Here is a 24,682-nt window from a genome sequence, read left to right as displayed (position 1 = left end):
CCGGGAGCGTCTCGACGAGAGTGATCATGGCCGCGAGCTGCTCACGATTGGCTGAATTCATTCGTCCGCCGGAAGCCCAATGGTGTAGCGCCCTTCTCGAGACGCCAAATGCCTTTGATAACTGGTCCCACGTAAGACCGGACATCCCATGCAGCTTCCGCACCAACACGGATGCACTGGGTGCCACTGGCTCTACTTGGGGTTCGACACGTTGAGCGGCAGGATATGAAACAGCGCTAGTCGTCAGGATCTGTGGGAAGTCTCGTGATTCAGCAGTTAGCCAACCCGTTCCAGGGCTGAGCGCGACGATCTCGTTCGGTTTGACTGCTGAGGTTCCGGATGATGTCGCGAGGGAGAGGGTGATGAGGCCGACGCCTAGGAATTTTGACCAACCCGAGTTGCTGGTCCTAGGAGATAATTCACTGTCCAACTGCAAATTAATGCTCACTTCGCCCCTCCGAATCGTGTTATAAACTCATCCTTGATGATGGCCCTAAAGAAGCTGTAGGCAAGTGACGCAAGATCAGATGCAGTCTGGATCAAGAAATCTGGGTTGAAATCCTTTTTCTCCTCTGAGAAAGCGTCCAAATCAAGTGTCCAGTTGTTGGAATTGGAGGGTTCAATCGTTGGGTCGATAGTCCCACCTGCAGGTAGCTTCGCCCATCGTGTGACCAGTCTTGCCTGATTGCATGTGTATAAAGCCTCATTGATGGAGTGCTGCATGCTGGCTGCCCCGGGCCATTCGATTGCCGAAGCGCCCAACACGGGAGATACAACAAGGGATTCGAGATCCCCGTAGTCTTGGCTATTATCAATCCTATTTATGTACCGGAATCCAACACGATTAGCATGGGGCATAGCCACGATTTCTTGCAGCCCAGCGAGAACTCTTCTAAATCGATTCATAAAATCGACCCGAGAGACATAGGCGTTTGTTTCCAGCGTCAGATGCGATTCGCCAAAAGTTACTGTCCAGTCTTCATCTAGTGAGGAGAATTGGAGCAGCGTTTTCCCGGCATTTTGTGTCGGGCCAGCGGGGGTAAGGGTAACTGTCATTTCTTGTTGGCTGGATCGTAGCGGGTAGTCTGCCGCCAAGGCGCTTGCTAGTTTGTCGCCTATCCCATCGAAAGCCGCTGAAATAGGCGTATATTGAGGCCAACGAACCTGACAAAGTACCTTCAAGAGCGGGGCGTTCGTTAGTTGAATTTCGTCGACTGGAGTGATGCCGTAGGGATTTACGGTGGAGGTCATACTTCACATCGTACTTCACATGCGCTCTGATTGTATCCCCTGAGCTGCTGGGTTTCTTGAAGGTGCCGGCGTGCCGGTGCGAAATCGGATGAATTGGAGCGCCCCGGCCATCAGCGGCGCCTCACCGTCTCCTAGTGATCTGCCTCGCCCGTCTGGTGACTCCCGGCTTCAAGGGTCGCGTCTAGTTCCAGCAGCTTCAGACTGCCGTCGGATCCCGAAGCGCCGTCGGCGTGCTCCCATTGTTCGTACGCCAATGTGACAGTCCTTCTGATCCCGCCCAGAATGCATTCGGGTGACTCGGCGAGGCTGAGAGACGCCTCGCAAATACTCACCCCACTGTTCCTGACACGTCGGGTTCTCCCCGTCTTAAAGTCGGCGTAAAGCAACCAGGCTTGGTCGCGGCGTAAGGCAGTGCAGTAGGCCAGCATCTGGTAATGGTCAGCGTTCGGGTATTGCCCCCTAGATGAGGCGGCCTTGTACTTTGCGTCGAAGATCAGGACAGGTTGGCTGTTGATGACGTGGACTACGTCGGGCCTCATCATTATTCGTGAGTCATCATCCGTCCAGGGCTCATCCAGGTACACCTTGTACTGCGCCTTGGTTTGGCCAGGGTGCTTCCGCAGGGCCTCAGCTAGGGCGACGGTCACGAAGTCTTCGAACACCTTGGCCATGTTTACGGTGAACGAAGCCACGTGCATTGGACCAGGCGCAGCTTCGGCAACGGCGTTTTGGAGGATGATCTCAGATATCCGCAGGGCCGAAACATAGCCAGCGTTTGATCTGCTAGGTGTCCACGCCGGGAGACGGTCGCCCCGGTTCAGCATGGCAGCCCCGTCCAGTTTCCGGTCCAGATGTTGCAGCCGGCGCCGCACTCCCTCCTGCAGCCGAGGCACCGCCAGCATACGCCGCACTGCAGATCGTAGAATCCGGTTTTCCGGAGTATCAGTCGATTGGCGGTGCTTTAACGGCCTGGGTCAAAATTGCGGGTGATCCAACCGGTCTGCCGCAACTGGACTTCCCGGGCATTGTTGCGAAGTGCCGGACAAGTTCCGTGCCTTCAACCCACGAACACCAAAGCCGGCACCTTCTCGGGCACTGCCATCACCGAGCATTCCGCCGGATTGCCTATGAGATGTTTCGGCGCGCAAACTCTTCTGCGCGCCTGAGTCCTCCCCGACGTTTATTAATGGGTTCGGCTAAAGGCTCAGGTTGGAAGCGGTCATCGACACGAGCTCGAAACCAATCGACGAGCTCAGGATTATCGATCCAAGCGAACAACGGCTCAGTGATTGCCCACTGGAAGATGTCAGGGTCTTGCCATGAGTCCTCGAACTGAATTGCATCTATCACGCCGGCGATCCATCGCAACGTCGCTTCCTGCCCAGACTGGGCGCGGCTTTTAAGTAGCAGCAAAGCTCTTTGTGCGTCGCCTTCGATAGCTGTACGCTCTGCCCAGTTCTTATGCGGGCCGTGTTGTAACTCGAGAAGCCGACGGCAGGCATCTAGGAGGTCAACGACAGCCTCAATCCGGTCGTCCCGATGAACACGTGCCCTGTCACGGTACCGGAGGACCCATGCCAGTACATTACTAGCCACAAAAGTGGCCACTGCGACCCAAACGGCGGTCGGAACTCCTCCCCAATTTCCGACGGAGGCTGCAGTCGCGGTTGGAATCACGAAGTGTGGAGCGAAGGTGAGAAATATTGGGTTCAAACCGGGTCGTCCATCTTATTGAGGATAACAAGTTCTTGGATGAGAGAGTCGAGATGGTATGACTCTACAAAAACCTCCCAGAGGACTCGATTGCTGACACTGGAATGAAGGGTGTTTCCTGCGAAAGATATCCACCGTCGTGATATGAGCACGAGCTTCTGCCATAGAGCCGGCGCCGCCGATTCTAAATCCTCTTTGTCTAGAAGCAGCTCTTGGCAGTAAGTGGCTATCGCTAGGAGATCTGTGGCCTTCGCGAACCGCCCCTTGTAAGGGCTCGAATGACCCATGGCCGGCAGTATGTATGTAACTCCTTGTGAGTTAGCCATCATGAACTCTGTATTAGACTTTAAGTTGAGCGCTTCACATCTTTTTTCGATATCATCAACTAGTGAAATGGCAAGATCTTCATGTTTGGCCACGCCAATGTGAAACGCTGTCAGCAGTTTTCGATTGCGGCTGGCACTGCGTCTGAACTCGGCTTCAGTTACCGGCAACTGGATAAGAAATGCGAAGCGAGTCGCTGGTGTCAGAAAGTGTGAATCATCAGTTGTCAGATGGCGCAAAACCAGCGCGTACACAGTGCGTATTTCTTGGAGGCCCCTCGCCGATCGAAGCGTCTTGAGTCGTTGATATAAATCTGCAGTTCCTGCCGATCCTACGTCTAACTGGAACCGTGCAGCTACGCGCACTAAGACAGAATTTGCAGGAAAGATTTCAACGGAAATCTTTGAAATCGACCCATTCAACGTCCCTATCCGGAGGTCGGTCATTGGGAGGCCTGCCTTGTTGCCATTTGGCTGCCGTCCCAGAGCTACGGAAATCTTACGGAGCAATCCGTCACTTGGATTAAACGAACGTATATCGAAGGAGTATCGGGGGGATAGATCAAAAGTGGATTGATACCTATTCTCGGACCCGGGGCGAAAGTATCGTGCAATGTCTTTCTCTCCAAGAAGGAGATCGCCCACGGGGACGCGGTGCTGCCACTCAATTTCCACTGAGGCAATACTCGGAGAAGAAGGCGGCGTCCCAAGGATTTGAACCTCGCCATGAATCATGCCGGCCTCAAAGCCGGGAACGCCCTGCGCTTCTCCACATGATGACGGTACCAGATCGTATGGGGTGCTAGGTGCCAGGGAATTTGGGCAGGATCAGAGGTGCCGGAGAGGACTGTTTTTGGCATACGCAGCGTGACAAAGAAGGCTCCTGTCGCCCGTATTGATTCGGCAGTACGGGCAGCCTGTGGGTTTAACCGCGATTAGCTACGGCAGCCTTCTATGACCGGCATGGACCAATGCAGACCTGCTTGGTGAACTGACGCGAATTGCCTCACCGCTGTATGAAGGTCTGGCGCACTCCATTGCACAAGCCAACAAAGTCCTCAAGCGATATGACCACTCGAGGTACCCCCATATGCGGTCTATGCACGTTCGCGCCGCGATAGGCGAGTATACCGAGGTCGCCGGAGCCCTTCCTTCAGGATGGATGCCGGGTGGTGATTCGGCCGCTCATGAGTCAACTCAGTTTCGTCAACCATGTCCTTGGTTACACCGCCCCGGTTCCTCAAGGAAAACAGCCGAGTGCCAAAATCGACCTGGTTCACGCGTGGGACTTCGGTCAGATCCCGACGGCATGATCGACATCGATACTTTCCGCAGTCGCATCGTGCACACGACTTCCACAGGGGTGTTCGGTGGGGTCGTGCCTCTGAATTGCTTCTTGACCTTCTTCCTGGAGGTGACCTTCACATACATTCCAGGTTTGACGGCGACGCGTCTGAAGAGGACTTTTTCTTCGACGCACAGTAGGACATCAGTGACTAGTGAGCACCCCTTCCGAATCTATGGCAGGCGACTCACCGCGCTACGAGAGCTTTTTAACCTGACTCAAACCGTTCTCTCCGCGCGCCTTGAAGTCAACCAGTTCTTCCTCTCTCGAATCGAGAAGGGCGACCGTCCCCTTCCCGAGGATTTGATACCGGGGAGGAGGATGCCGGCATCCCTTAGGGCAAGACGGTGCTCGCATCTGCATTCACACGTAATCACTCGACTGGTGGACGCGGACCATCAGTCACCCGCCCGCTCCTGCCCGGTCGTACTGTCGCGACTCAAAGGATTCTTCTGGCGTAGTCTTCCTTGACGACTTCGAGGTGGAGCCAGGAGTCGGTGCGGCTGACGCCGGGGAGGCTGCGGATTTCTTCGAGTTGGGCGAGGAGGTCGCGGGGGGATTGGGCGGCGAGGGTGGCGATGGCGTCGAAGCGGCCGACGGTCTGGGCGACGAACTCCACGTGGGATGAGCTGCGCAGGAGTTCGAGGACGGCATCGTTGTCGCCGGCGAGGTTAAGGCCGACGCCCATTGAGAGTTGACGGCCGCCGGCGCCCCGGGATTCCACCGCACTGATCCGGATGATCCGGGCGTCCAGCAGGCGCTGTACCCGTGAGCGTACGGCGGTGGGGGTAAGGCCCACGGCGGCGGCGAGGTCCCGGTAACTGGTCCGGCCGTCCTGCTGCAGGATTTCGATGAGCTGGGTGTCCACGTGGTCGATGGTGACCTCGCCGGCGTATTGGGAGATGAAGAAGCCCTTGACCACTCGCGTGTAGACCAGGGTGTCGATGTAGGCGACGTTGGGGTGCTCGCGGAGCTGGGTGAGCACGCCATGCAGCTCGTCATGGGTGGACACGCGGATCTCGGCGACCAGGTCATGGGTACCGCCGACGGCGGAAACCAGCACGGCCTCCGACCATTCGGCCAGCCGCTCGGCAATCTGGCGGACCGGGCCGGACGCCACCACGGAGACATGGGCGATCACGTGCTGGCCGAGGAACGCCGGGTCCACGGCGGCCACCACCCGCACGGTATGGGTGTCCAGCAGCTCCCGCAGCCGGGCGGAGACCGTGGCCCGGGGCAGGCCCAGGTCGCGCGCCAGGTCCTGGTAGCTGGCCCGACCCTCCTGCTGCAGGGCGCGGACCAGTTTTGTGTCGATCGTTTCGCCGTTGTCCGCCAAAGTTTCCTTAACCTCCCAAGTGAGCACCGCCGTCGTCAATTATCCAGTGATGCAGCACACATGCAAGCACTTCCGGAAAACAATGTGCGAGAAGCGGCGCAAAACTGAATTCAACCGTGCGTAACGCAAAATTTCTGCTCTTGTCGGATCTTGGCCGCCGCCCTACAGTTGCATGGATCACACCGGCACTCATGCCTATCTTCAAGGTGGAAGACCATGTCACACACGTCAGCAACCCGGCCGCAGTTCAGCCACGCCCGGGCCCGCCGCGCGGGATTCGCGGCCTTCGTCGGTACCGCCATTGAGTGGTACGACTTTTACATCTACGCCACGGCCGCCGCCCTGGTCTTCGGCCCCATCTTCTTCCCGGAGGCGGACCGGCTGGCCGGCATCGCCGCGGCCTTCGCCACCTACGCCGTCGGCTTCCTGGTCCGGCCGCTGGGCGGGATCATCTTCGGGCACATCGGCGACAAGTTCGGCCGGCGCCCGTCGCTGGTGATCACGCTGCTGGTGATGGGCCTGTCCACCGTGTTCGTGGGCCTGCTGCCCACGTACGAGAACATCGGCTCCTGGGCCGCCGTGCTGCTGGTGGTGCTGCGCGTGCTGCAGGGCCTGGCCGTGGGCGGCGAGTGGGGCGGCGCCGTGCTGATGGCGGTGGAGCACTCGCCGGAGAAGTACAAGACCTTCTACGGCGGCTTCGCCCAGCTGGGCAACCCGGCCGGCGCGCTGGGCGCCACGCTGATCTTCGGCATCCTGTCCGCACAGGGCGAGACGTTCCTGGTGGACGGCGGCTGGCGCATCCCGTTCCTGCTCTCCGTGGTGCTGATCGCCGTGGGCTTCTGGGTCCGCTACCGGGTGGAGGAATCCCCGGTCTTCGAGGACAAGGTGGAAGGCAAGGAGCAGTCCGTCCCGATCAAGTACGCGCTGCGCAACAACTGGAAGCCGATCCTGATCGGCATCGGCCTGCTGCCGATCTCTACCGGCGGCTACTACCTGGCCACCACGTTCGCCACCGCCTACGGCACCGACCCGTCGGTGGGACTGAACGAGACGTTGATCCTGAACGCCATGTCCGTGGCGGCCTTCTGCGAGCTGGTCACCTGCCTGGGCATCGCCTGGCTGGGCGATAAGTGGGGCCGCAAGCGCGTGATGGCCATCGGCCTGATCGGCTCCGTGGTGTTCGTCGTGCCGCAGTTCCTGCTGATGTCCACCGGACCGGAATGGCTGATCTTCGTGGCCTTCGCCGTGGTCCGCGTGGCGATGAACTTCACCTACGCCCCGGTGGCCACCATCCTGTCCCAGCTGTTCAAGCCGCAGGCGCGCTACACCTCCATCTCGCTCTCCTACGGCCTGGCCGCCGCCATCTGGGCCGGCCTGTCCCCGCTGGCCGCCACGCTGCTGTGGGACGCGACCGGCACGGTGTGGTCGGTGATCGGACTGTTCGCCGCGATGGGCGCGCTGGGCCTCGTCTGTCTGGCGATCGCGCCGCAGCACGTTGACGACGACGTGTACGGCGAGCAGGGCGCCGCCGGGGCTGCTGGTTTGGACGGTGCCGCGGGCGGCGGCGGAGCTGAGGGCACCGGCACCGAAGGTATGTGGAAGAAAGAGAGCTTTAAGTAATGCGCAAGCTGAAGACGTTCGACGACGGCGCCGATTTCCAGCCGCTGCTGGTCACCGCCGGCACCATCCACACGCTGGATCCGTCCGGCAAGGGCGCGACGGCGATGCTGGTCGCCGCCGGCCGGGTGGCAGCCGTGGGCACCGAGGCTGAATGCCGTCAGGCCGCTGCCGGGCTGGGGCTGCGCGAGCCGGAGCACCGGGACCTGGGCGACGCCGTCGTGGTGCCCGGGTTCGTGGACCCGCACGCGCACCCGCTGATGTACGGGCAGATGAAGACCTGGGTGGACTGCGGGCCGGATCAGGCCGGCAGCATCCCGGAGATCGTGGCGCTGCTGCGTGCGGCCGCGGAGACCGCGCCGGCCGGGCAGCCGGTGCGCGGCTACGGCTACGAGCACCGCAACCTGGCCGAGGGCCGGCACCCCACCCGGCAGGAGCTGGACCAGGTGGCCGCCGACCGAGAGGTTTACCTGATGAACGCCTCCGGCCACGGCGGCGTGGTGAACAGCTACACGCTTGAGCGGGGCGGCATCACCCGGGACACCCCCAACCCGGCCGGCGGCGAGTTCTTCCGCGACTCCGACGGCGAGCTGACCGGCGAGCTGTCCGACGCCGCCTGTAACATCCTCACCGGGCTCGGCGGCGTGAAGGTGGGCCACCACGGCCCCAACTTCCACCTGGCCGACGCGCCGGATGAGCACCTGCGCCAGCTGGCCGCGGCGCAGCAGGACTTCTTGGCCGGCGGTGTGACCACGGTGGGCGACGCCCAGGTCTCCCGCCGCGAGTTCGACATGTACCTGCGGCTGGCCGAGGCCGACCAGCTGAAGATCCGCTACAGCATGTACTTCCTCTCCCACCTGCTGGAGGAGGGGCTGGAGATCGGCATGACCGGGGCGTTCGGCAACGCGCACCTCAGCTTCGCCGGCTTCAAGTTCTACGCCGACGGCACTCTGGGCGGCTGGACCGCCTACTTCCCGGACGGCTACGTGGGCGACCCCTGCCGCACCGGCCAGCTGTACCACGACCCGGCCGACTACGCCGCGCTGATCCTTAAGGCGCACGCCGCCGGGCTGCAGACCGCCACGCACGCGCAGTCGCCGACGGCGCTGGAGATGGTGATCTCTGCGATCGAGGCCGCGCAGGCCGCGCACCCGGACTCCGACGCCCGGCACCGGATCGAACACTGCGGGCTGCCGACGCCGGAGCAGATCCGCCGGATGGCCGACGCCGGCATCTTCCCGGTGAACCAGCCGCAGCACTACTACAACTGGGGCGAAGGCGTGACCGCCGCCGTCGGAACCCCGGGGGAGCGGTTCAACCCGCTGGGCGAGTTCATCAACGCCGGCGTGCCGGTGACCCTGAGCTCCGACGCACCGGTGGCCGAACCGCGTCCGCTGGAAGCGATCCAGGCCGCCGTCACCCGGGTGACCCGCCGCGGCCACAAACTCGGACCGGACACACTGAAGATCACCGCCGAACAGGCGCTGGAGGGGCACACGCTCAACGGTGCCCGGGCGCTGGGCCGCGAGGACGACCTCGGCTCGCTCTCCGTGGGCAAGCGCGCCGACTTCGCCGTGCTCTCCGCCGACCCGCTGGCCGTGGCACCGGAGAGCATCGCGCAGATCCAGGTGCTGCAGACCTGGGTGGGCGGCAAGCCAGCGTTCGAGGCCGAGCCCGGCCGAACCGGCGAGCCGGCGCTCGCCGGAGGCGGCCATGTCTGAGCAGGCTCTGTCTGAACAGGCCCAGGGGTTGCCGACCCAAGCCCCAGCCGGGCCGGGCACCCAGCCCGCCCACGCCGTCGAACTTCCCGACGGCGTCGTGGCCGACAACGTGGGCCTGAGCGTGCTGACGCTGCTGCGCAACTACGGGATCGACGCCATCTTCGGCATCCCCGGCACGCACAACCTGGAGTTCTACCGGCATCTGGCCCCGCTGGGCATCCGCGCGGTGACCAGCCGGCATGAACAAGGTGCCGGGTACGGCGCCGACGGCTGGTCGCAGCAGACCGGACTGCCCGGCGTCGTCATCACCACTTCCGGGCCCGGCCTGCTCAACGCGCTCTCCGCAGCCGGCACCGCGTACTGCGAGTCTCGGCCGCTGATCATCCTGTCTCCGGGCGTGCCCGAGGGCGAGGAGTTCGCGGACGTCGGCGCGCTGCACGAAACCAAGGACGCCACCGGGGCCGCCGGCGCGATCGTGGAGTGGTCGCGCCGCGTCCACTCCGGGACCGAGGCCGCGCAGGCCATCCACGACGCGTTCGAACTGTTCCGCTACGGGCGCCCGCGGCCGGTGCACATCGAGGTCCCGCTCAACGTGCTCGAAGGCCCGAGCGACTGCCCGGCGGAGCTGCTGGAACCGGTCGTCCCGCGCGAACCTGCGGGCGCCTCCGCGCAGGCCATCTGCAATGCGGCCCAGCTGCTCGCGGAGTCGCGCCGCCCGGTGCTGCTGGCCGGCGGCGGATCGCTGCGCGCCGGCCACCACCTGCTGCAGTTGGCCGAAGCGCTGGATGCCCCGGTGCTGACCACGCTCAACGGCAAGGGCGCGGTCCCCGAATCGCATCCGTTGGCGCTGGGCTCGGACATCCGGCTGCCCGCCGCGCAGCAGCTCTGCGAAGAGGCCGACGTGCTGCTGGTCATCGGCTCCAAGGTGGGCGAGGCCGAGCTCTGGTTCAACCAGCTGCAGCCGCGCGGCACGGTGATCCGGGTGGACATCCTGCCCGGCCAGATGGCCAAGAACGTTGTGGCCGACGTTCCGCTGGTCGGCGACAGCGCCGCCGTCGTGCCCCAGCTGCTCGCCGCACTGCAGGAACAGCACGACGGCGGTGTCCCGCCGTTCTCGGTGGTCGACCAAGCGAGCGACCGGTGGTCGACCAAGCGAGCGCCAGCGAGCGCGTGGAGACCCGAGCGCGTGGAGACCCGCGAGCGTCGAGACCGCGGCGCCGACCGCGTGGCCCGGCTGCGTCCGGTGCTGCGCGAGGCCGCCCGCGAACTGGCCCCGCCGCTGGCCGCGCTCGCCGAACAAGTTGCCTCCGTGCTGCCGGCCGACGCCATCCTCGGCGGCGACTCCTCGCAGGTGACGTACTTCGGCACCGCCAGCTTTGTGCCGCAGGAGCGGGCGCACTCGTTCCTGTATACGCCCGCCTACGCCACGCTGGGCTACGGACTGCCGGCGTCGATCGGCGCCAAGGTGGCCGCGCCGGACCGGCCGGTGGTCTGCGTGCTCGGCGACGGCGCGCTGATGTTCGCCGTCCAGGAGCTGGCCACCGCGGTGGAGCAGCGGCTGGACCTGGTGGTGGTCTGCGCGGACAACGGCGGCTACGGCGAGATCCGGCAGAACGAACTGGACCGCGGGATCGCGCCGGTGGGCGTGGACCTGGTCCAGCCCGACTGGGCCGCCCTGGCCACCGCCTTCGGTGGCCACGGCGAACGGATCACGTCCGCCGAGGACTTTGCGCCAGCACTCGCCGCCGCGATCGATGCCGGGGGAGTGCGCCTGCTGCACGTCCCCACCGAATTGTTCGAGTAAGCGCGATCCCGTGGTCGACCGGTCTCTACTCGGCGCTGGCGCGCCTCCATCGACCACCGGAGCCTTGGTGGTCGACCAAGCGAGCGCCAGCGAGCGCGTGGAGACCCGAGCGCACCGTCCGGCGCCGAGCACCGCCGTCGTACTTTCCTCTGCACCTTATTAACAGCACCACCCGAAAGGACCTACCCGTGAGCACCACCCAGGAAGCCACCGCCACCGTCCCCGCAGGCCTCGCCGCCGACGCCAAGGCGACCGCGCGGGAGTGGATCGACGCCAACATGGACCGGCTCTCCGACTGGCACCGGCACATCTGGGAGCTCGCGGAGCCGGCGTGGCGCGAATACCGTTCGGCCGCCTGGTACGTGGAGCGGCTGCGCGCCGAGGGCTTCGACGTGGAAGAGGGCAGCGGCGGCATGCCCACCGCTTTCAAGGCCGAGTGGACGCAGGGCGGCGGCGGACCGGTGCTGCTGACCTATGCCGAGTACGACGCCGTGCCCGGCAACTGCCAGGCCGCGTCCACCGAGGAGACCCCGCGGGACGGGCTGAGCGCCTTCGCCCCCGGCCACACCGACCCGCACTCGGCGCTGGGCATCTCCACGCTGGCCGGCTTGCTCGGCACCAAGCACGCCATGGAGGTGCACGGCATCGCCGGCACGCTGCGCTACACCGGCGAACCGGCCGAGAAGGTGCAGGGCTCCAAGGTGGTGCACGGGCTGCGCGGCTACTACGACGGCGTGGACGCGATTGTCAGCTTCCACCCGTTCTACATGCTGCCGCTGTGCAACACCGCCCGCTGGGACACCCAGTGCGGCTCCTACTACTCGAAGGTTTACTCGTTCATCTGCGACGAGCCGGAGAGCTGGCAGCTCTCGGCCAACCCGAACTCGCCGATCCCGGCGTCGCACTCCGCCGCCCGCGCCCCGGGAGCGAACGTGGCGCTGATGCAGATGTACACCAGCTCGCGGGTGATGCAGGACGCCATGCTGCCCAGCTTCGGCGGCTGGAGCCTCTCGGACGCGATCCTCGGCTCCGGGCAGGCGACCGCGGACAACCTGCCGGCGCGGATCGCGCAGATCCAGTACTCCTGGCGCTGCCCCACGCTGGAGATGGCCGAGCACGTGCTGGCCGTGCTGGACCGCAACGCCGAGCACGCCGCCGCGATGGCGCACTGCCGGGTGGAGACCACCTGGGTGGCCCGCAACCGCCCCGGCATCACCAACCACGCGCTGGCCCAGGCGCTGTACAACAACCTTGAGGAAGTCGGCGCTCCTATATACAACGACGACGCCGTGGCTGCCGCGCGCGAAATCCAGTCCGGACTGGGGATCGAGCCGATGGAGAAGCCGTTCCTGGACGAGTGCGAATCGCTGATCTCCCCGCAGGACGCCGAGACAGCCTTGCGCGAGCACCTGGCCCCGTGGCAGAAGAACTGGACCAGCGACGACTACGTGGAGATGACGCACTACGCCCCGACCGTCCGGTTCTACATCTCCCGGCCCGCGCTGAAGCCCGCCCCCGGCAAGGGCGCCTACCCCGGCTGGGTCATGAACGCCCTCGGCGGCATCCCCGCCGCCATCGACCCGACCATCGAGGTGGCCGGCAAGACCATCGCCGGCACCTTCGTGGACATGCTCACCTCGCCGGACCTGTTGGCCTCGGCCGCGGAGGAGTTCAAGCAGCGCAAGGCCGCGGACCCCACCGAAGCCCTGCTCCCCGCCGACTTCATGCCGCCCACCGGCCTCGCCTGGCCCGACTACGCCCCGGCCGACGGCGTCGGCTTCGGAGCCGGAGCGGGCGAAAGGACCTGGCACCCGCAGGCGCTCTAGCTTAGCGCTCTACCTTGTCGTCGCCGTGTGCGTAGCCGGTCCGAGCCAGGGCCGGCCGGCTACGCTCGCCCTTCCTGCGCTGCAGGACCATCCAGAAGCTTTCCGAGCAGCATAAACAGGAGCAGCCGTTCAGTTTCAGTGAGTGGTTGGAGCCAATCGTGCTCAAGCCCGATGTGCGACTGATAAGTGCGGACGACCGCGGCTTCGCCTGCCGGTGTGAGCCGCAAGACGGTCGATCGCTGGTCTACTGCTGATGGCTCGCGACTGATCAGGCCGTCTTCTTCGATCTTCTTAATTGCAGCAGAGACAGTGGCACGGCTCATATTCGACGCTGAAGCAATCTGGTGTGGAGGCATTGGGCCTACCACCCAAAGACCAAAGCACACGCGGAAGCTGGCCTGCGTCCATCCCTCGATCTGGTGCACCTTCCTGTTGGCATCGTCCGCCATCAGCTGGTTCACTTTCCGCAACATGAGGCTCAGCCTCAGCACCATGGGATCCTCAAATTCGAGGGCAGACTCCGCCCGCGCTACTGCGGAATCAACGAAGGTCCGGAATCGTTCGCCAGTTGTTTGATGGCGATATCCATTGCCGTTCGTGTGTCCGTTACCGGAACCGGTCGTCCCAGCGCCGTTTAGCGCGTCATGCAAGCTCATTTGGCCTGTTCCTTGAAGTTGAAGGTTGCGCTTTTGAGTTCAGTGAAGGCGTCCAGTCCAAGTTGGCCCCCTTCACGTCCAACACCGCTTTCCTTGGCACCACCGAATGGAACGGAGGGGTTGGGACGGCCGAGACCGTTGACCCATACCATGCCTGACTCCAGTTGTTCCGTCACATGATGGGCCATTTCCTCGTCCTCAGTCCACACCGTGGCGCCGAGGCCGAAACGCCCTCTGTTAATCAGCTCGATAACGTCATCAACATTTGTGAAGGCGACGACCGGAAGGATTGGACTGAACTGCTCTTCCTCTACGAGGGGCGCTCCGTTCGGCAAACCGGTCACGATGGTTGGCTGGGCGAAATAACCGCCGGCGTCACTACTGTGTCCTTCGAAAATAATGCTCGCGCCGCGTGACCGGGAGTCGTCCAACAAGCGACGCATGAACTCGAATTGACCACGGGTGGTTAGCGCCGGCATCGTTGCGTCGGAACCGTACGGTGAGCCCGGCCTGGCCATGGAAGCGAGCTCGGCTAGTCGGTGGGCGACCTCGTCGGCAATGCTTTGGTGCGCGTACACGCGTTTGACCGCAACGCACGCCTGTCCGGACGAGCTGAAGGCAGCCTGGAAAATTTTCGGCACGACCTCGTCGAGGTCGACGTCGGCGCCGATGATTGCCGGGTCGTTGCCGCCCAGCTCCAACTGGACTCGCTTCAGTGTTGTAGCCGCCGAAGCCATAATCGCTTTGCCTACCCCGACGCTGCCGGTGAACGTGACCATGTCCACGTCCGCCGACGACGTCAGGGCGGGACCGGCGTCGTCCCCTCCACAGACAATGTTGATGACCCCGGCTGGCACAATATCCGCGACCAACCGTGCAAAGTACATTGCCGTCAGGGGAGTGTGCGGTGAGGGCTTGCACACGATCGTGTTACCGGCGACCAGCGCGGCGCCGATCTTGTTCACCATCATGAGCAAAGGCATGTTGAATGGAGTGATGGCTGCGACAACACCCAAGGGCGACCGCAGCAACCTTGTCTCGTGGGTGGGCGAGGAGTCGATAATCTCCTCGGAGGGCTTGAGCCCAGCCCAGTAGCGCAAGCTTGCAGCTGCCCCTGCTGCTTCCCCCAGTGCGGCAGGTTGTAGCTTGCCGTTCTCAAAGGAAATTAGAGTTGCGAACTCTTCCTGCTCGGACTCAAGTCGATCGGCAATGGCGAGCAGCCAGTGGCTGGGGTGACCGCCGCCCTCCTTACGCAGTTTTCGGAAGGCTGCGCGGGCCCCAGCAACAGCCTCGTGGACTTCGTCCACGGCCGCCTGAGTGTAGTGGACAGTCAGATTGTGGTCCCATGGGGCTGCCACGACAGCTTCGACGGTACCCTGAACGAGTTGTCCATTGATCAGATGTCCGGACTTGAGGGACAGCTCGGCGGCACAGTCACGGGCAGAGGTTGGTGTTTCGATAGGCATTAGGCATCTCCTGCCGACACAGCGGCATCTCGGGAGCCGGCAAGCAACTCCGGATTCTTGTCAAAGAAAACTTCTGCCAGGGCCAGGACCGTCAGGTAGGTGTTGGCGCTGACCACTGTCGGCATGATCGAGGCATCGACAACGCGAAGATTGGTTACACCGACCACGTTGCACTTCGGGTCGACGACGGTTTCCGGGTCTTCGGGGTGGCCCATCCGCGCAGTGCAGCACAGATGCATGGTGTCCTTGACGGTCGCCATAATCTCGGCGTCGTCTTGGGGCCAGGTCGGCTCACCTGTCGCGATCTGCTGGAAAGCAGGATGCTCCAGGAACGTGCGGGCCCTCTGCAAGCCGTCCCTCACTCGGGCGAGGTCGCGGGGGTTGGAGAGGAAATCCAGATCGAAATGCGGTTCATCGGCGGGATCTGCAGACCGCAGCCGCATCCGTCCGCGCGAGAGCGGCTGCTCCAGTGAGACTGCCAGGCCGGCTGTTTCCTTGCCGAACCAGTAGTTATGATTGGTGGCCAGGATCATCATGTCATTGGTCCGGCCGCCTGGGAAGCCGGAACTGTAGCGGACGACAATGTTGGTTGGGCGGTTTCCAACACACGTCTGCGCGGCGGGATCGACGGGCAATTCTACGAAGACAACGGCATGGTCCTGGGCGCTGCGGCCGACGGGCAGGTCAACGAGCAGCTCAATGCCCAGTTCCGCCAGTTCCTCCGCCGGCCCTATGCCCGAACGCATCAGGAGTGCGGGCGACGCACTGGAACCAGCGGACAGGATGACTTCCCCGCCCTCAGCCACCCGATGCTCACTGCCTGCAGCGTCTACAACGCCGACGGCGAGGGTCCCCTCAAAGAGGACGCGGTCGATGAGTGTGTCCCCGAGAATGGTCAGATTGGCCCGGCCCCGGGCGGGCTCGATGTAGGCATGGTTGGTCGAGACTCGGTCGCCACCCCGGATGTTCATGGCCATGGGGGAGACTCCGGTGCTCGCCGGGTCGTTGTGGTCCGGGCTCCAGCCGTAGCCGGCGTCGAGCGCTGCCTCCTTCAATGCCCGGTCGACTCCGCCCCAGCCCGCTTCCGGTTCTCGGTAGACCGGAGTGGGGCCACCGGTGCCGTGGAACGGCATGCCGGGGAAATCGTGTTCGTCCTCGATCCGGCCGTAGGCGGCGAGCATCGCGTCCGGGCCCCAGCCATCGGCTCCCAGTTTCTCCCATTCGGAGAAGTCGTCGGGTACTCCCCGGATGGCATACAGGCCGTTAATGATGGAGCTGCCGCCGAGGCCGCGTCCCCGCCGGTATTGGAATGGTTCTTGCCCTTGGGCACGGGTCGCGGTGATGCCGTGCCAGTAGAACTCGGGATTCAGATGGTTTTTCGGTGCTTCAAGGGCCAGGCCGAGGCCTTTGGTTCGGTCCTTGAATTCCTTCGGCGTGTCCTGAGCCCGGTAGTCAGGGCCGGCTTCGATGAGTAGGACTTCGCAGGCTGGGTCCTCCGTCAACCGGGCGGCAACTAGGGCGCCGGCACTGCCTCCGCCAACAACTATGAAATTCCATTTCGCCATATGCGTCCGTCCCTAACCGACAAGGTCTCCAGTATCACTGACTTTCCTTCTTGAATTAGATCACGTCGAGCCTCAAACTGAAATAGAATTTGACTACTTTTCAAGGGCAAGACGAAGTCGCACGCTCGGTTTTATGCGCTTCACGTGAGCGTAGTGTGGCCCAGTTCATAGAAATTTATGGATAACTATTGACTAACTATCGGCACTCTGGCTGAATGGTCCTGTTCCCAGCAGCACCGGATTTTCCCCGGCCGACTGCTTCCAAAGTGACCGTCGTGAATCGAAGGAAACATCAATGAAGCTGAACTTCAGGATCACAGCCCTTCCCCAAGCTGCAGTTGCAGGTCTTGCCGTCAGCGCCTTGCTGCTAACCGGCTGCGGAGGCCCGGACAGTGCCGCCGCAGGTGCTGAGCTCGATCTGGCGCCTCTCAAGATCGACAGCAGCCAAGAGCAGGAGTTGCAGGCTCTGTACGACGCGGCCATCGAATCCGGTGAAACAGATGTGGCGATCTACGCCGGGCATCACGACGAATTCAAGGGCATTTACGATTCTTTTGAGGAGCGCTTCCCGGGCCTAACCATCACCCCGGAAACGTATGTGGGAGCAGAGCTGCAGACCACGTTGGAAGCGGAACGGCAGAGCGGCAACCGCGTGGTGGACGTGCTCTCCAACCCGAACGCTGACCGCTATGCGGAGCAAGGATTCGCCGAAGCGTACAAGCCAGGTACTTTCGAGATGCCCGAGTGGGCCGAAGGGCGCGTGAGCCCGGATCAGATCGAGGACCCGAAGGGCTTCTACTATGCGCCTTGGGCGCTGATGTTCGCATCCTCTTACAACACCGAGCTACTGCAGGAATCCGACCTGCCAGAATCATGGGCGGACCTGGCTGACGACGAGTGGGCTGGCAAGCTCACCTTCATGGATCCTTCCAAGCCTGGCGGCACCATGACCGTCTCCACCACGCTGCTCCAAGCCGGAGTCGTCGACGAGGCATGGCTGAAGGCCGTCGGCGACAACGCGAAGATCGTGGCCCAAGACCAGTTGGCCCTGCAGTCGATTAGTTCCGGCGAGTTCGCCTACCAGCCGCTATCGGCGAGCATCTCAATCTTGAACGCTCAGCAGGACGGTGCGCCGGTTGAGGTGCAGTTCTTCGACGAGAACAACGTCATTGCTACAGAAAAGTGGATGTTGGCAGCGGACGCACCGTCCAGCGATGCAGCCAAGCTGCTGCTGAGCTACCTCTACACCGTGGAAGCTCAGGAGAAGACGTTGGAGGCGGGCAACTTCCCGATCAACCAGGACGAGTCGCTCACCTCCCCGCACGGCTGGCCCGCGCTGGCGGACGCCAAATTCGTCGAGCTTCCCCAGCAGTCCGTGATGCGCGAAAAGATGGCCGAATACGCAGACCTGTTCAAGTCCATCACCGCTCAGTAGCACCAACTTCTCTCATAAACATCCAGAAAGGCACCACCGGAATGAATGACGAAGACCTGATTGCAGCCGTCCGGGAACTCCAACGGAAAGTCGACGAACTGGAATCCGCCAAGGAGATTGAGCGGCTTCAGCAACAGTACGTCCGTGACCTGGGCGACCGTAATTGGGCCGGCGTTGCCAGCGCCTACGCCGATGACGCAGTGTGCGACATCCGGTTGCACGGCGTGCACAAGGGCAAGGAGTCCATCGCGGGCATGTTCAAGACAGACCTCGAAGAGGTGGTCAAGAGCCGTGACGGCTACGTGCTGTCATCGCCGTCGATCACCGTCTCGGGCGATGCGGCCTACGGCGAATGGACCTGGCATCGGATGCAATGCGAGTTCAGAACGTCGTTCGGCATGATGCGGGTGTGGGGTCCATGGACCGAAGGCAAGTACAAGTGCCACTACACCCGCATCAACGGCGAATGGAAAATCAAGGACCTGTGGTTCCGCGTGCTGCGGCCGGACTCCGACGAAGAACTGGCGGCGCTACCGGCGGACGGAGTCATCGGCGGGGGCTCGTTGGACCGCGATACGGCCACGGTCTAGGGGCTGGGGCGATGCTGAAGCGTTTAAGGTTTGCCGCCAGCAACCCGCAGTGGACCATTGCACTGATCTGTCTGGTCTGCTTCGTGGGACCAGCACTGATGGTAGTGCAGGGCGCGTTCAAGACAGAAATGTTCGGCTCGGGCGGTTCGTTCACCGCCCAGATGTTCCTGGAAGTCATTGCATCGCCCGAGACTCATTCCGTCGTCATCCAGACGGTGGCTATGGGGCTGGCGACGATCGTCCTCTCCACGCTGCTGGCACTGGTCTTCGCCACGATCTACACGAAGACCAACGCCCCGCTGCGCCAGGTGATCCCCGTGATGATGTTCATTGTCATCGCGACCCCGGGTCTGTTCTTCGCCATCTCGTGGGGACTGCTGGGCAACCAGAACGTGGGGATGCTTAACGAGTGGCTGGTCGCCGCCTTCGGCGACGGTGCGGGCATCCTAAACACCGAGTCGTGGTGGGGCATTGTCTTCGTCTCCTCCCTGCGCCTTGTGGCACTGCAGTTCTTCCTGCTGCTCGGGCCGTTCATGGCCATGGACCGGTCATTGGACGAAGCGGCACGGACCAGCGGGGCCAGCCCGCTGCGGGCTTATTTTCAAATCGAACTGCCGATCCTGGCGCCGGCCATCACCGGTGCGATGATTCTGGGGTTTGTGCTGTTCCTGGAATCATTCGACGCACCGCAGATCCTCGGGGTGCCCGCGGGCATTTTTGTGATTCCCACAGAGATTTACGCTTATCTGTCCAACTCGACTGGACCGCTGTTCGCTCAGGCTAGCTCGATTTCCGTCCTGCTGATGGTCGTGTTGCTGGCCCTGGTCTTTATCCAGATCAAGGTGCTGGGCCGCCGCTCTTTCGTGACAGTCGGCGGCAAGGAGTCCCGGGTCCTGCGGCGCGACGTCGGCGCTTGGCGCTGGCTGTTCACTGCACTGATCGTGGTGTTTGCGCTGCTGACCATCCTGCTGCCGATGATCCAGCTGGTCCGTGTTTCGCTCTCCCCGTTCCTCGGCGCGTCGAGCGGGTTCTCGCTTGACAACTATGAGGAGGTGTTCAACAGCCGGAAGATGGTCAGCGGCTACTGGAACACCATCGGAACGGCCATGCTCGGGGCCCTGCTGGCCATGCTTGCTGCGACCGCGTTCTCCTGGGCCGCCCGCTTCAAGTCCGGCCCCGTGGCTCGGTTCATCGAATACAGCCAGTGGCTCGGACTAGCGATGCCCGGCCTGATTCTCGGCCTCGGAGTCCTCTGGCTGTTCCTCGGGGTGCCGTTCCTGTCGGGCTTCTACGGCAGCCCGGTGCTGCTGGTCTTCGCGCTCTTCGTGGCGACGATTCCGCTGGCCAGCCGGACCACAACTGCCGCGATGGCTCAGATTCCCAAATCCCTGGAGGAAGCAGCGTGGGTTTCGGGCGCGTCCAAGTACCGCACCATCTGGGAAGTGATCGTCCGGCTCATGTTGCCCAGCCTGATCAGTGGGTGGCTGCTCTGTTTTGTAGTCATCTGCGGCGTCCTGTCCATACCGCTTTTGCTCTCGTCGGCCGGTTCCGAATACCTGTCGGTTGAAATCTACAGTCGGTACGTCGAAGGTCAGGCGCCGGTTGCCGCAGCAGCTGCTTTGCTGCTCATTGCCAGCTTCCTGCTGGTTGCCGCCGTGGCTTTTGCCGCCGCCAAGTTGGCTGCCCTGGCATCGAGGAAGCGGATCGACGGAACCGGCAACGACGATGGCGGTGCGTCGTCGCCGCTGCCCGGACCGCCTGCCCTGGACGCCGCCGGCAACCGAACAGACGAAGGCCGGAAGGCCGAGACGAACGCGTTGGCCAATACGCGCTAAAACGGCGCGAGAATCCACTTAGGACAGAAGATGCATATCGATATCAGCTCCCTCAGCAAGGCCTTCAACGGCAATCCCATCCTTAAGGACATCAACATGTCCATCTCATCCGGCGAGTTCATCACCCTGCTGGGACCGAGCGGGTGCGGCAAGACCACCACGCTGCGGTGCGTGGCCGGGCTCGAGACGCCGGATCAGGGATCGATCAAGGTCGAAGGCAAGACCTTCGTCCAGGCACAGAACAAGACGTTCCTGCCAACGCATAAACGCCAGGTCGGCATGGTCTTCCAGAGCTATGCGCTGTGGCCGCATATGTCCGTCTCCGCGAACGTGGCATATCCGCTCAAACGGCAGAAAACTCCGCAGGCGGAACTGAAGCAAAGAGTTGCTACGACGCTGGAGGCAGTTGGAATGGGCCAACATGCAAACCGCTATCCACACGAACTGTCCGGCGGACAACAGCAGCGTGTGGCCCTGGCCCGCGGGCTGGTGTCCGCCCGGGGCGTGATGCTGTTCGACGAGCCGCTGTCCAACCTGGACGCCAAGCTGCGGATCGCCATGCGCAGCGAGATCCGGCGCCTGCACGACAAGTTCGGCAACACCTCCATCTACGTCACCCACGACCAGGACGAGGCTCTGGCCCTGTCCGACCGCGTCATCATCATGAACGGCGGCGTGGTGGAGCAGATGGGCACCCCGGCGGAAGTCCATACCCGCCCGGTCTCCAGCTTCGCCGCGGACTTTGTCGGCTTCGAAAACATCCTGCAGTGCCAGGCGGTGTCCGAGGAGACAGGACGTCCCGTGGCATCGCTTCAAGGCGGGCTGCGGTTGCCGCTGGGCGCCGCCACGGCCAGCCTGGCGCCGGGCAAGTTCGTCGCGTTCCGCAGCTCGAACGTGATCATCTGCGATCCGCAGGAGACCGGCATCGACGGCTCGGGCACGGTTCGGGACAGCTCCTACACGGGAGAGAGCCGCACCGTCATCGTGGACATTGCGGACGGGACCGGCCTCACGGTGGCCGTACCGGACACCGTGGACGCCGTCACAACCTACCGGCACGGTGGAACCGAGGTCCGGTTCCACGTCCCGGAGCCATCCCTCGTTGTCCTCGACCGCTAGCCCGCCAAGCCGAGATTGGAAAACAGCATGAACCAGCTCACCTACACGGCCATCACCGAGCCCGGACTCGATCCCACGACCGCCGAAGGCAAACCGCCGCTGCCGCCGCTCGAGCAGGTGACCGAGGACCGCGACGGCCTGCGGACCGACCGGAACGTTGCCATTCCCCTGCGGGACGGGATCCGGATCTATGCCGATATCTACCGGCCGGCCGGCGTCGAGCACGACCTGCCCATCCTGTTGGCCTGGGGGCCCTACGGCAAGCACAACCAGAAGGACATGCTCTGGCCGTCAGCCGGTATCGAGCCGGGCTGGATGTCCCCGCTCACCGGCTTCGAGGCGCCGGATCCGGCCTATTGGTGCCGGCACGGGTATGCCGTGGTCTACACGGATCCGCGTGGCATGTGGCATTCCGAAGGCGAGGGAGTGCACAACGGCCCGCAGGAAGCCGAGGACGTCTACGACGCCATCGAGTGGCTCGGGGCGCGGGAATGGTCCAATGGCCGGGTCGGCATGCTGGGCGTGTCCTACCTGGCCGGCATCCAGTACATTGCCGCGGCCATGCAGCCGCAGGCGCTCAAGGCGATCAGCCCGTGGGAGTGCTTCTCGGACTGGTACCGGGAGTTCTGCTACCACGGCGGCATCCCGGAAACCGGCTTCATCCCCCGGGCCTCACGCAACATGAGGTACTCGCTGACCCGCACCGAGGACACGGCCGCCAACGTCGCGGCGAACCCGCTGATGTCCCCTTACTACCGGAACCGTTACCCGGATCTGTCACAGATTGAGGTCCCGGCCTACGTGGTGGCCAGCTGGAGCGACCACGGGCTGCACACGCGCGGCACGCTGGAGGCGTACCGGCAGATGTCCTCCGCGGAGAAATGGCTCCAGGTGCACGGGCAGAAGAAGTGGCGGTACTTCTACGAGCCCGCCAATGTGGAGCGCCAGCGCGTGTTCTTCGACCACTACCTCCTGGACAGGGGACCGGGCCCGCAGTCCTGGCCGAAGGTCCAGGTGGAAGTCCTAGACACCGCGGAACGCCACACCCTCCGCCAGGACGTACCGTGGCCGGTCCCCGAGGAACAGGCCGTGCGCCTGCACGCACACCTGGCGAGCCGGACCCTGGGAACGGATGCCCCGGCCGTCGCCGAGAGCACCACTTTCGACCCGATGGCCGATGCACTGGACCTGGAGCACGTATTCGAGGATCCGACGGACCTGGTGGGAGCCATGCGGCTGAGGCTCGTGCTGCAGGCCGACCAGGCACAGGACGCCGACATCTTTGTCGCCGTCCGGAAATTCGCGGCGGACGGGACCGAGCGGCGATTTGCCTTCAACGCACTCTTCGAGGACGGCCCGGTGGCCCTGGGATGGCTGCGGGCCAGCCACCAGGCGCTCGACGCCGAGAAGTCCTCCGAGCTGCAGCCGGTGCACCTGCACGAGGCGGAGGAACCGCTCGAGCCGGGCCGGCCGCGGGAACTCGATGTTGAAATCTGGCCCACCGGCATCTTCTTCGATGCGGGCGAGAAGCTGGTGGTCACCATCCTGGGCCGGGACTTCGTCTACCGGGATCCGGATCTGAACTCGCCGGTCATCCGGCACACCAGCTCGAGGAACAGCGGAACCTGGACCATCCACAGCGGCCCCGGCCAGGAGAGCTACCTGAGCCTTCCGCTGTTCAAACCGGCTGCCCGGCAGCCGGAAGCCGTCCCGCACAACGAATCTTGAGAGGACACTCGATGACCGCCGCACCGAAGCATCCCACCAACCACATGGTGCTGACCACCTTCATGCTGCCCGCCGGCTACCACCGCGACAGCTGGCGCCGGCCGGGCAGCAGGGCGGAGGAACTGGGCAACCTGTCCTTCGTTGCCGATCTGACGCAGATGGCTGAAGATGCGAAACTGGACGCGGTCTTCTTCGGGGACATCGTCCACGCCAACAACCTGTTCCGCAACGACATCATGATGAACGGGTTCTATGAACCGATCAGCGTGCTGTCCGCGCTGGCCGCACGGACCAAAAACATCGGCCTCATCGGCACCATGTCGACGTCGTTCTCGGAGCCGTACAACGCCGCGCGCCAGTTCGCCGGACTGGACCACATGTCCGGCGGCCGGGCCGGCTGGAACATTGTGACCTCCCGAGACGGGTTCGCGAACTTCGGTGGTGATTCCGCTCCCGATCCCGCGCAGCGCTACGAGCGGGCCGCGGAGTTCGTGGACGTCACGATGCGGCTGTGGGACAGCTGGAGCGACGACGCCATCCGCGCGGACCGCGAAAGCGGCGTCTGGGTCGACCCCGCCGGGCTCAAACCCCTGAACCACCAGGGCCGGTTCTACAACGTGCAGGGGCCCATCAACATGCCGCGGCCGCCGCAGGGGCGCCCGGTGCTGGTGCAGGCCGGTTCATCGGTGCCCGGCATGGATCTGGGCTCGTCAGTGGCCGACGTCATCTACACGGCGCAGCCGCGCAAGGAGCAGGCTCAGGACTTCTACGCCAAGATGCGGGTGCTGGTCGAGTCCAAGGGGCGCAAGGCCGACTCCATCAAGGTTGTACCCGGGATCCTGCCGATCATCGCGGACACGGCGCAGGAGGCCGAAGAACTCGCGGCCGAACTCGCGGGCTACCTGGATCTGGACGCGGGCCGCCGGCAGATCAGCGGGGACCTGAAGATCGATATCGACGACATCGGCTTTGACGAACGGATCCCGGCCGAACGCTTCTCCGAGGACCCGGACCGCGGCAGCAGATACCACATCTTCCGGAAGAAGAGCGTGGAAGGACAGATGACGCTCCGCGAACTGATCGTTGACCGTGCCCGGTCCACCGGCCACACGTGGATGGCCGGAACCGCCGGCCAGGTGGCCGACGCGATGATCGACTGGTTCACTTCCGGCGCCTGCGACGGCTTCAACCTCAACAGCCCGTTCAACCCCGGCGGCTTTGAAGCCATTTGCCACAAGCTGGTGCCCGAACTCCAGGAACGTGGCTACTTCCGGCAGGAATACGAGGGCACCACGCTGCGCGACAACCTGAAGCTCGACCGCCCGGCCGCCTGAGTCAGATGGAGACGACGA

Annotated in this window: 16 protein-coding genes and 1 pseudogene; 10 read left to right on the top strand and 7 right to left on the bottom strand. The window is 63.5% G+C overall.

Annotated elements, in window-relative coordinates; all coding sequences use genetic code 11:
* Positions 1–444 precede the first annotated feature (444 nt).
* The 4 genes and pseudogenes from MNQ99_RS17390 to MNQ99_RS17375 all read right to left on the bottom strand — a co-directional run bounded on the left by MNQ99_RS17390 (position 445) and on the right by MNQ99_RS17375 (position 5,995).
* Entirely contained in the window at positions 445–1,251 is an 807-nt protein-coding gene (locus MNQ99_RS17390; RefSeq protein ID WP_241913856.1) for a TIGR04255 family protein, read from the bottom strand.
* Between the two features lie 131 nt (positions 1,252–1,382).
* Positions 1,383–2,189, bottom strand: a pseudogene (locus MNQ99_RS17385) (5-methylcytosine restriction system specificity protein McrC); the annotation flags it as partial.
* Positions 2,190–2,960: 771 nt separating this feature from the next.
* Positions 2,961–3,542, bottom strand: a complete 582-nt coding sequence (locus MNQ99_RS17380; RefSeq protein WP_241913854.1) for a hypothetical protein — start codon at positions 3,540–3,542, stop codon at positions 2,961–2,963.
* Positions 3,543–5,071: 1,529 nt separating this feature from the next.
* Positions 5,072–5,995, bottom strand: a complete 924-nt coding sequence (locus tag MNQ99_RS17375) for an Lrp/AsnC family transcriptional regulator (protein WP_241913853.1) — start codon at positions 5,993–5,995, stop codon at positions 5,072–5,074.
* 189 nt (positions 5,996–6,184) lie between these two features.
* Here MNQ99_RS17375 and MNQ99_RS17370 point away from each other — a divergent pair, with 189 nt between their 5' ends.
* The 4 genes from MNQ99_RS17370 to MNQ99_RS17355 all read left to right on the top strand — a co-directional run bounded on the left by MNQ99_RS17370 (position 6,185) and on the right by MNQ99_RS17355 (position 12,936).
* Entirely contained in the window at positions 6,185–7,588 is a 1,404-nt protein-coding gene (locus MNQ99_RS17370; RefSeq protein WP_241913852.1) for an MFS transporter, read from the top strand.
* Positions 7,588–9,306 carry an amidohydrolase gene (locus tag MNQ99_RS17365; RefSeq protein WP_241913851.1) on the top strand — a complete coding sequence of 573 codons (1,719 nt, stop codon included), beginning with the start codon at positions 7,588–7,590 and terminating at the stop codon, positions 9,304–9,306. The genes MNQ99_RS17370 and MNQ99_RS17365 overlap by 1 nt, the downstream gene beginning before the upstream one ends.
* Positions 9,299–11,110: a thiamine pyrophosphate-binding protein gene (locus tag MNQ99_RS17360; protein WP_241913850.1), complete on the top strand. Its 1,812-nt coding sequence runs from the start codon at positions 9,299–9,301 to the stop codon at positions 11,108–11,110. Before MNQ99_RS17365 ends, MNQ99_RS17360 begins: the two co-directional genes overlap by 8 nt.
* 188 nt (positions 11,111–11,298) lie before the next feature.
* Positions 11,299–12,936, top strand: coding sequence for a zinc-binding metallopeptidase family protein (locus tag MNQ99_RS17355; protein ID WP_241913849.1), 1,638 nt, complete (start codon positions 11,299–11,301; stop codon positions 12,934–12,936).
* A 59-nt stretch (positions 12,937–12,995) separates the two neighbouring features.
* Here the strand turns inward: MNQ99_RS17355 and MNQ99_RS17350 are convergent, their stop codons facing one another.
* The 3 genes from MNQ99_RS17350 to MNQ99_RS17340 are packed head-to-tail and all read right to left on the bottom strand — an operon-like array spanning position 12,996 to position 16,623.
* Entirely contained in the window at positions 12,996–13,592 is a 597-nt protein-coding gene (locus tag MNQ99_RS17350) for a MarR family winged helix-turn-helix transcriptional regulator (protein ID WP_241913848.1), read from the bottom strand.
* Positions 13,589–15,058, bottom strand: a complete 1,470-nt coding sequence (locus MNQ99_RS17345) for an aldehyde dehydrogenase family protein (protein WP_241913847.1) — start codon at positions 15,056–15,058, stop codon at positions 13,589–13,591. The genes MNQ99_RS17350 and MNQ99_RS17345 overlap by 4 nt, the downstream gene beginning before the upstream one ends.
* Positions 15,058–16,623, bottom strand: coding sequence for a GMC family oxidoreductase (locus tag MNQ99_RS17340; RefSeq protein ID WP_241913846.1), 1,566 nt, complete (start codon positions 16,621–16,623; stop codon positions 15,058–15,060). The genes MNQ99_RS17345 and MNQ99_RS17340 overlap by 1 nt, the downstream gene beginning before the upstream one ends.
* A gap of 295 nt (positions 16,624–16,918) precedes the next feature.
* Here MNQ99_RS17340 and MNQ99_RS17335 point away from each other — a divergent pair, with 295 nt between their 5' ends.
* The 6 genes from MNQ99_RS17335 to MNQ99_RS17310 are packed head-to-tail and all read left to right on the top strand — an operon-like array spanning position 16,919 to position 24,664.
* Complete coding sequence (locus tag MNQ99_RS17335; RefSeq protein ID WP_241913845.1) at positions 16,919–18,058, top strand: ABC transporter substrate-binding protein; 1,140 nt, start codon at positions 16,919–16,921, stop codon at positions 18,056–18,058.
* Positions 18,059–18,099: 41 nt separating this feature from the next.
* Entirely contained in the window at positions 18,100–18,648 is a 549-nt protein-coding gene (locus MNQ99_RS17330) for a nuclear transport factor 2 family protein (protein WP_241913844.1), read from the top strand.
* Positions 18,649–18,659: 11 nt separating this feature from the next.
* Positions 18,660–20,483, top strand: coding sequence for an ABC transporter permease (locus MNQ99_RS17325; RefSeq protein WP_241913843.1), 1,824 nt, complete (start codon positions 18,660–18,662; stop codon positions 20,481–20,483).
* 30 nt (positions 20,484–20,513) lie between these two features.
* The gene (locus MNQ99_RS17320) at positions 20,514–21,602 is read left to right on the top strand and encodes an ABC transporter ATP-binding protein (RefSeq protein ID WP_241913842.1); all 1,089 of its coding nucleotides are present in this window, start codon (positions 20,514–20,516) and stop codon (positions 21,600–21,602) included.
* 27 nt (positions 21,603–21,629) lie between these two features.
* Positions 21,630–23,330, top strand: a complete 1,701-nt coding sequence (locus tag MNQ99_RS17315) for a CocE/NonD family hydrolase (protein ID WP_241913841.1) — start codon at positions 21,630–21,632, stop codon at positions 23,328–23,330.
* Positions 23,331–23,341: 11 nt separating this feature from the next.
* Positions 23,342–24,664: an NtaA/DmoA family FMN-dependent monooxygenase gene (locus MNQ99_RS17310; RefSeq protein WP_241913840.1), complete on the top strand. Its 1,323-nt coding sequence runs from the start codon at positions 23,342–23,344 to the stop codon at positions 24,662–24,664.
* The last annotated feature ends 18 nt before the right edge of the window (positions 24,665–24,682 follow it).

Source organism: Arthrobacter sulfonylureivorans, from assembly GCF_022637435.1.
GTDB classification, from domain to species: domain Bacteria; phylum Actinomycetota; class Actinomycetes; order Actinomycetales; family Micrococcaceae; genus Crystallibacter; species Crystallibacter sulfonylureivorans.
This window is presented reverse-complemented; position numbering and strand designations above follow the sequence as displayed.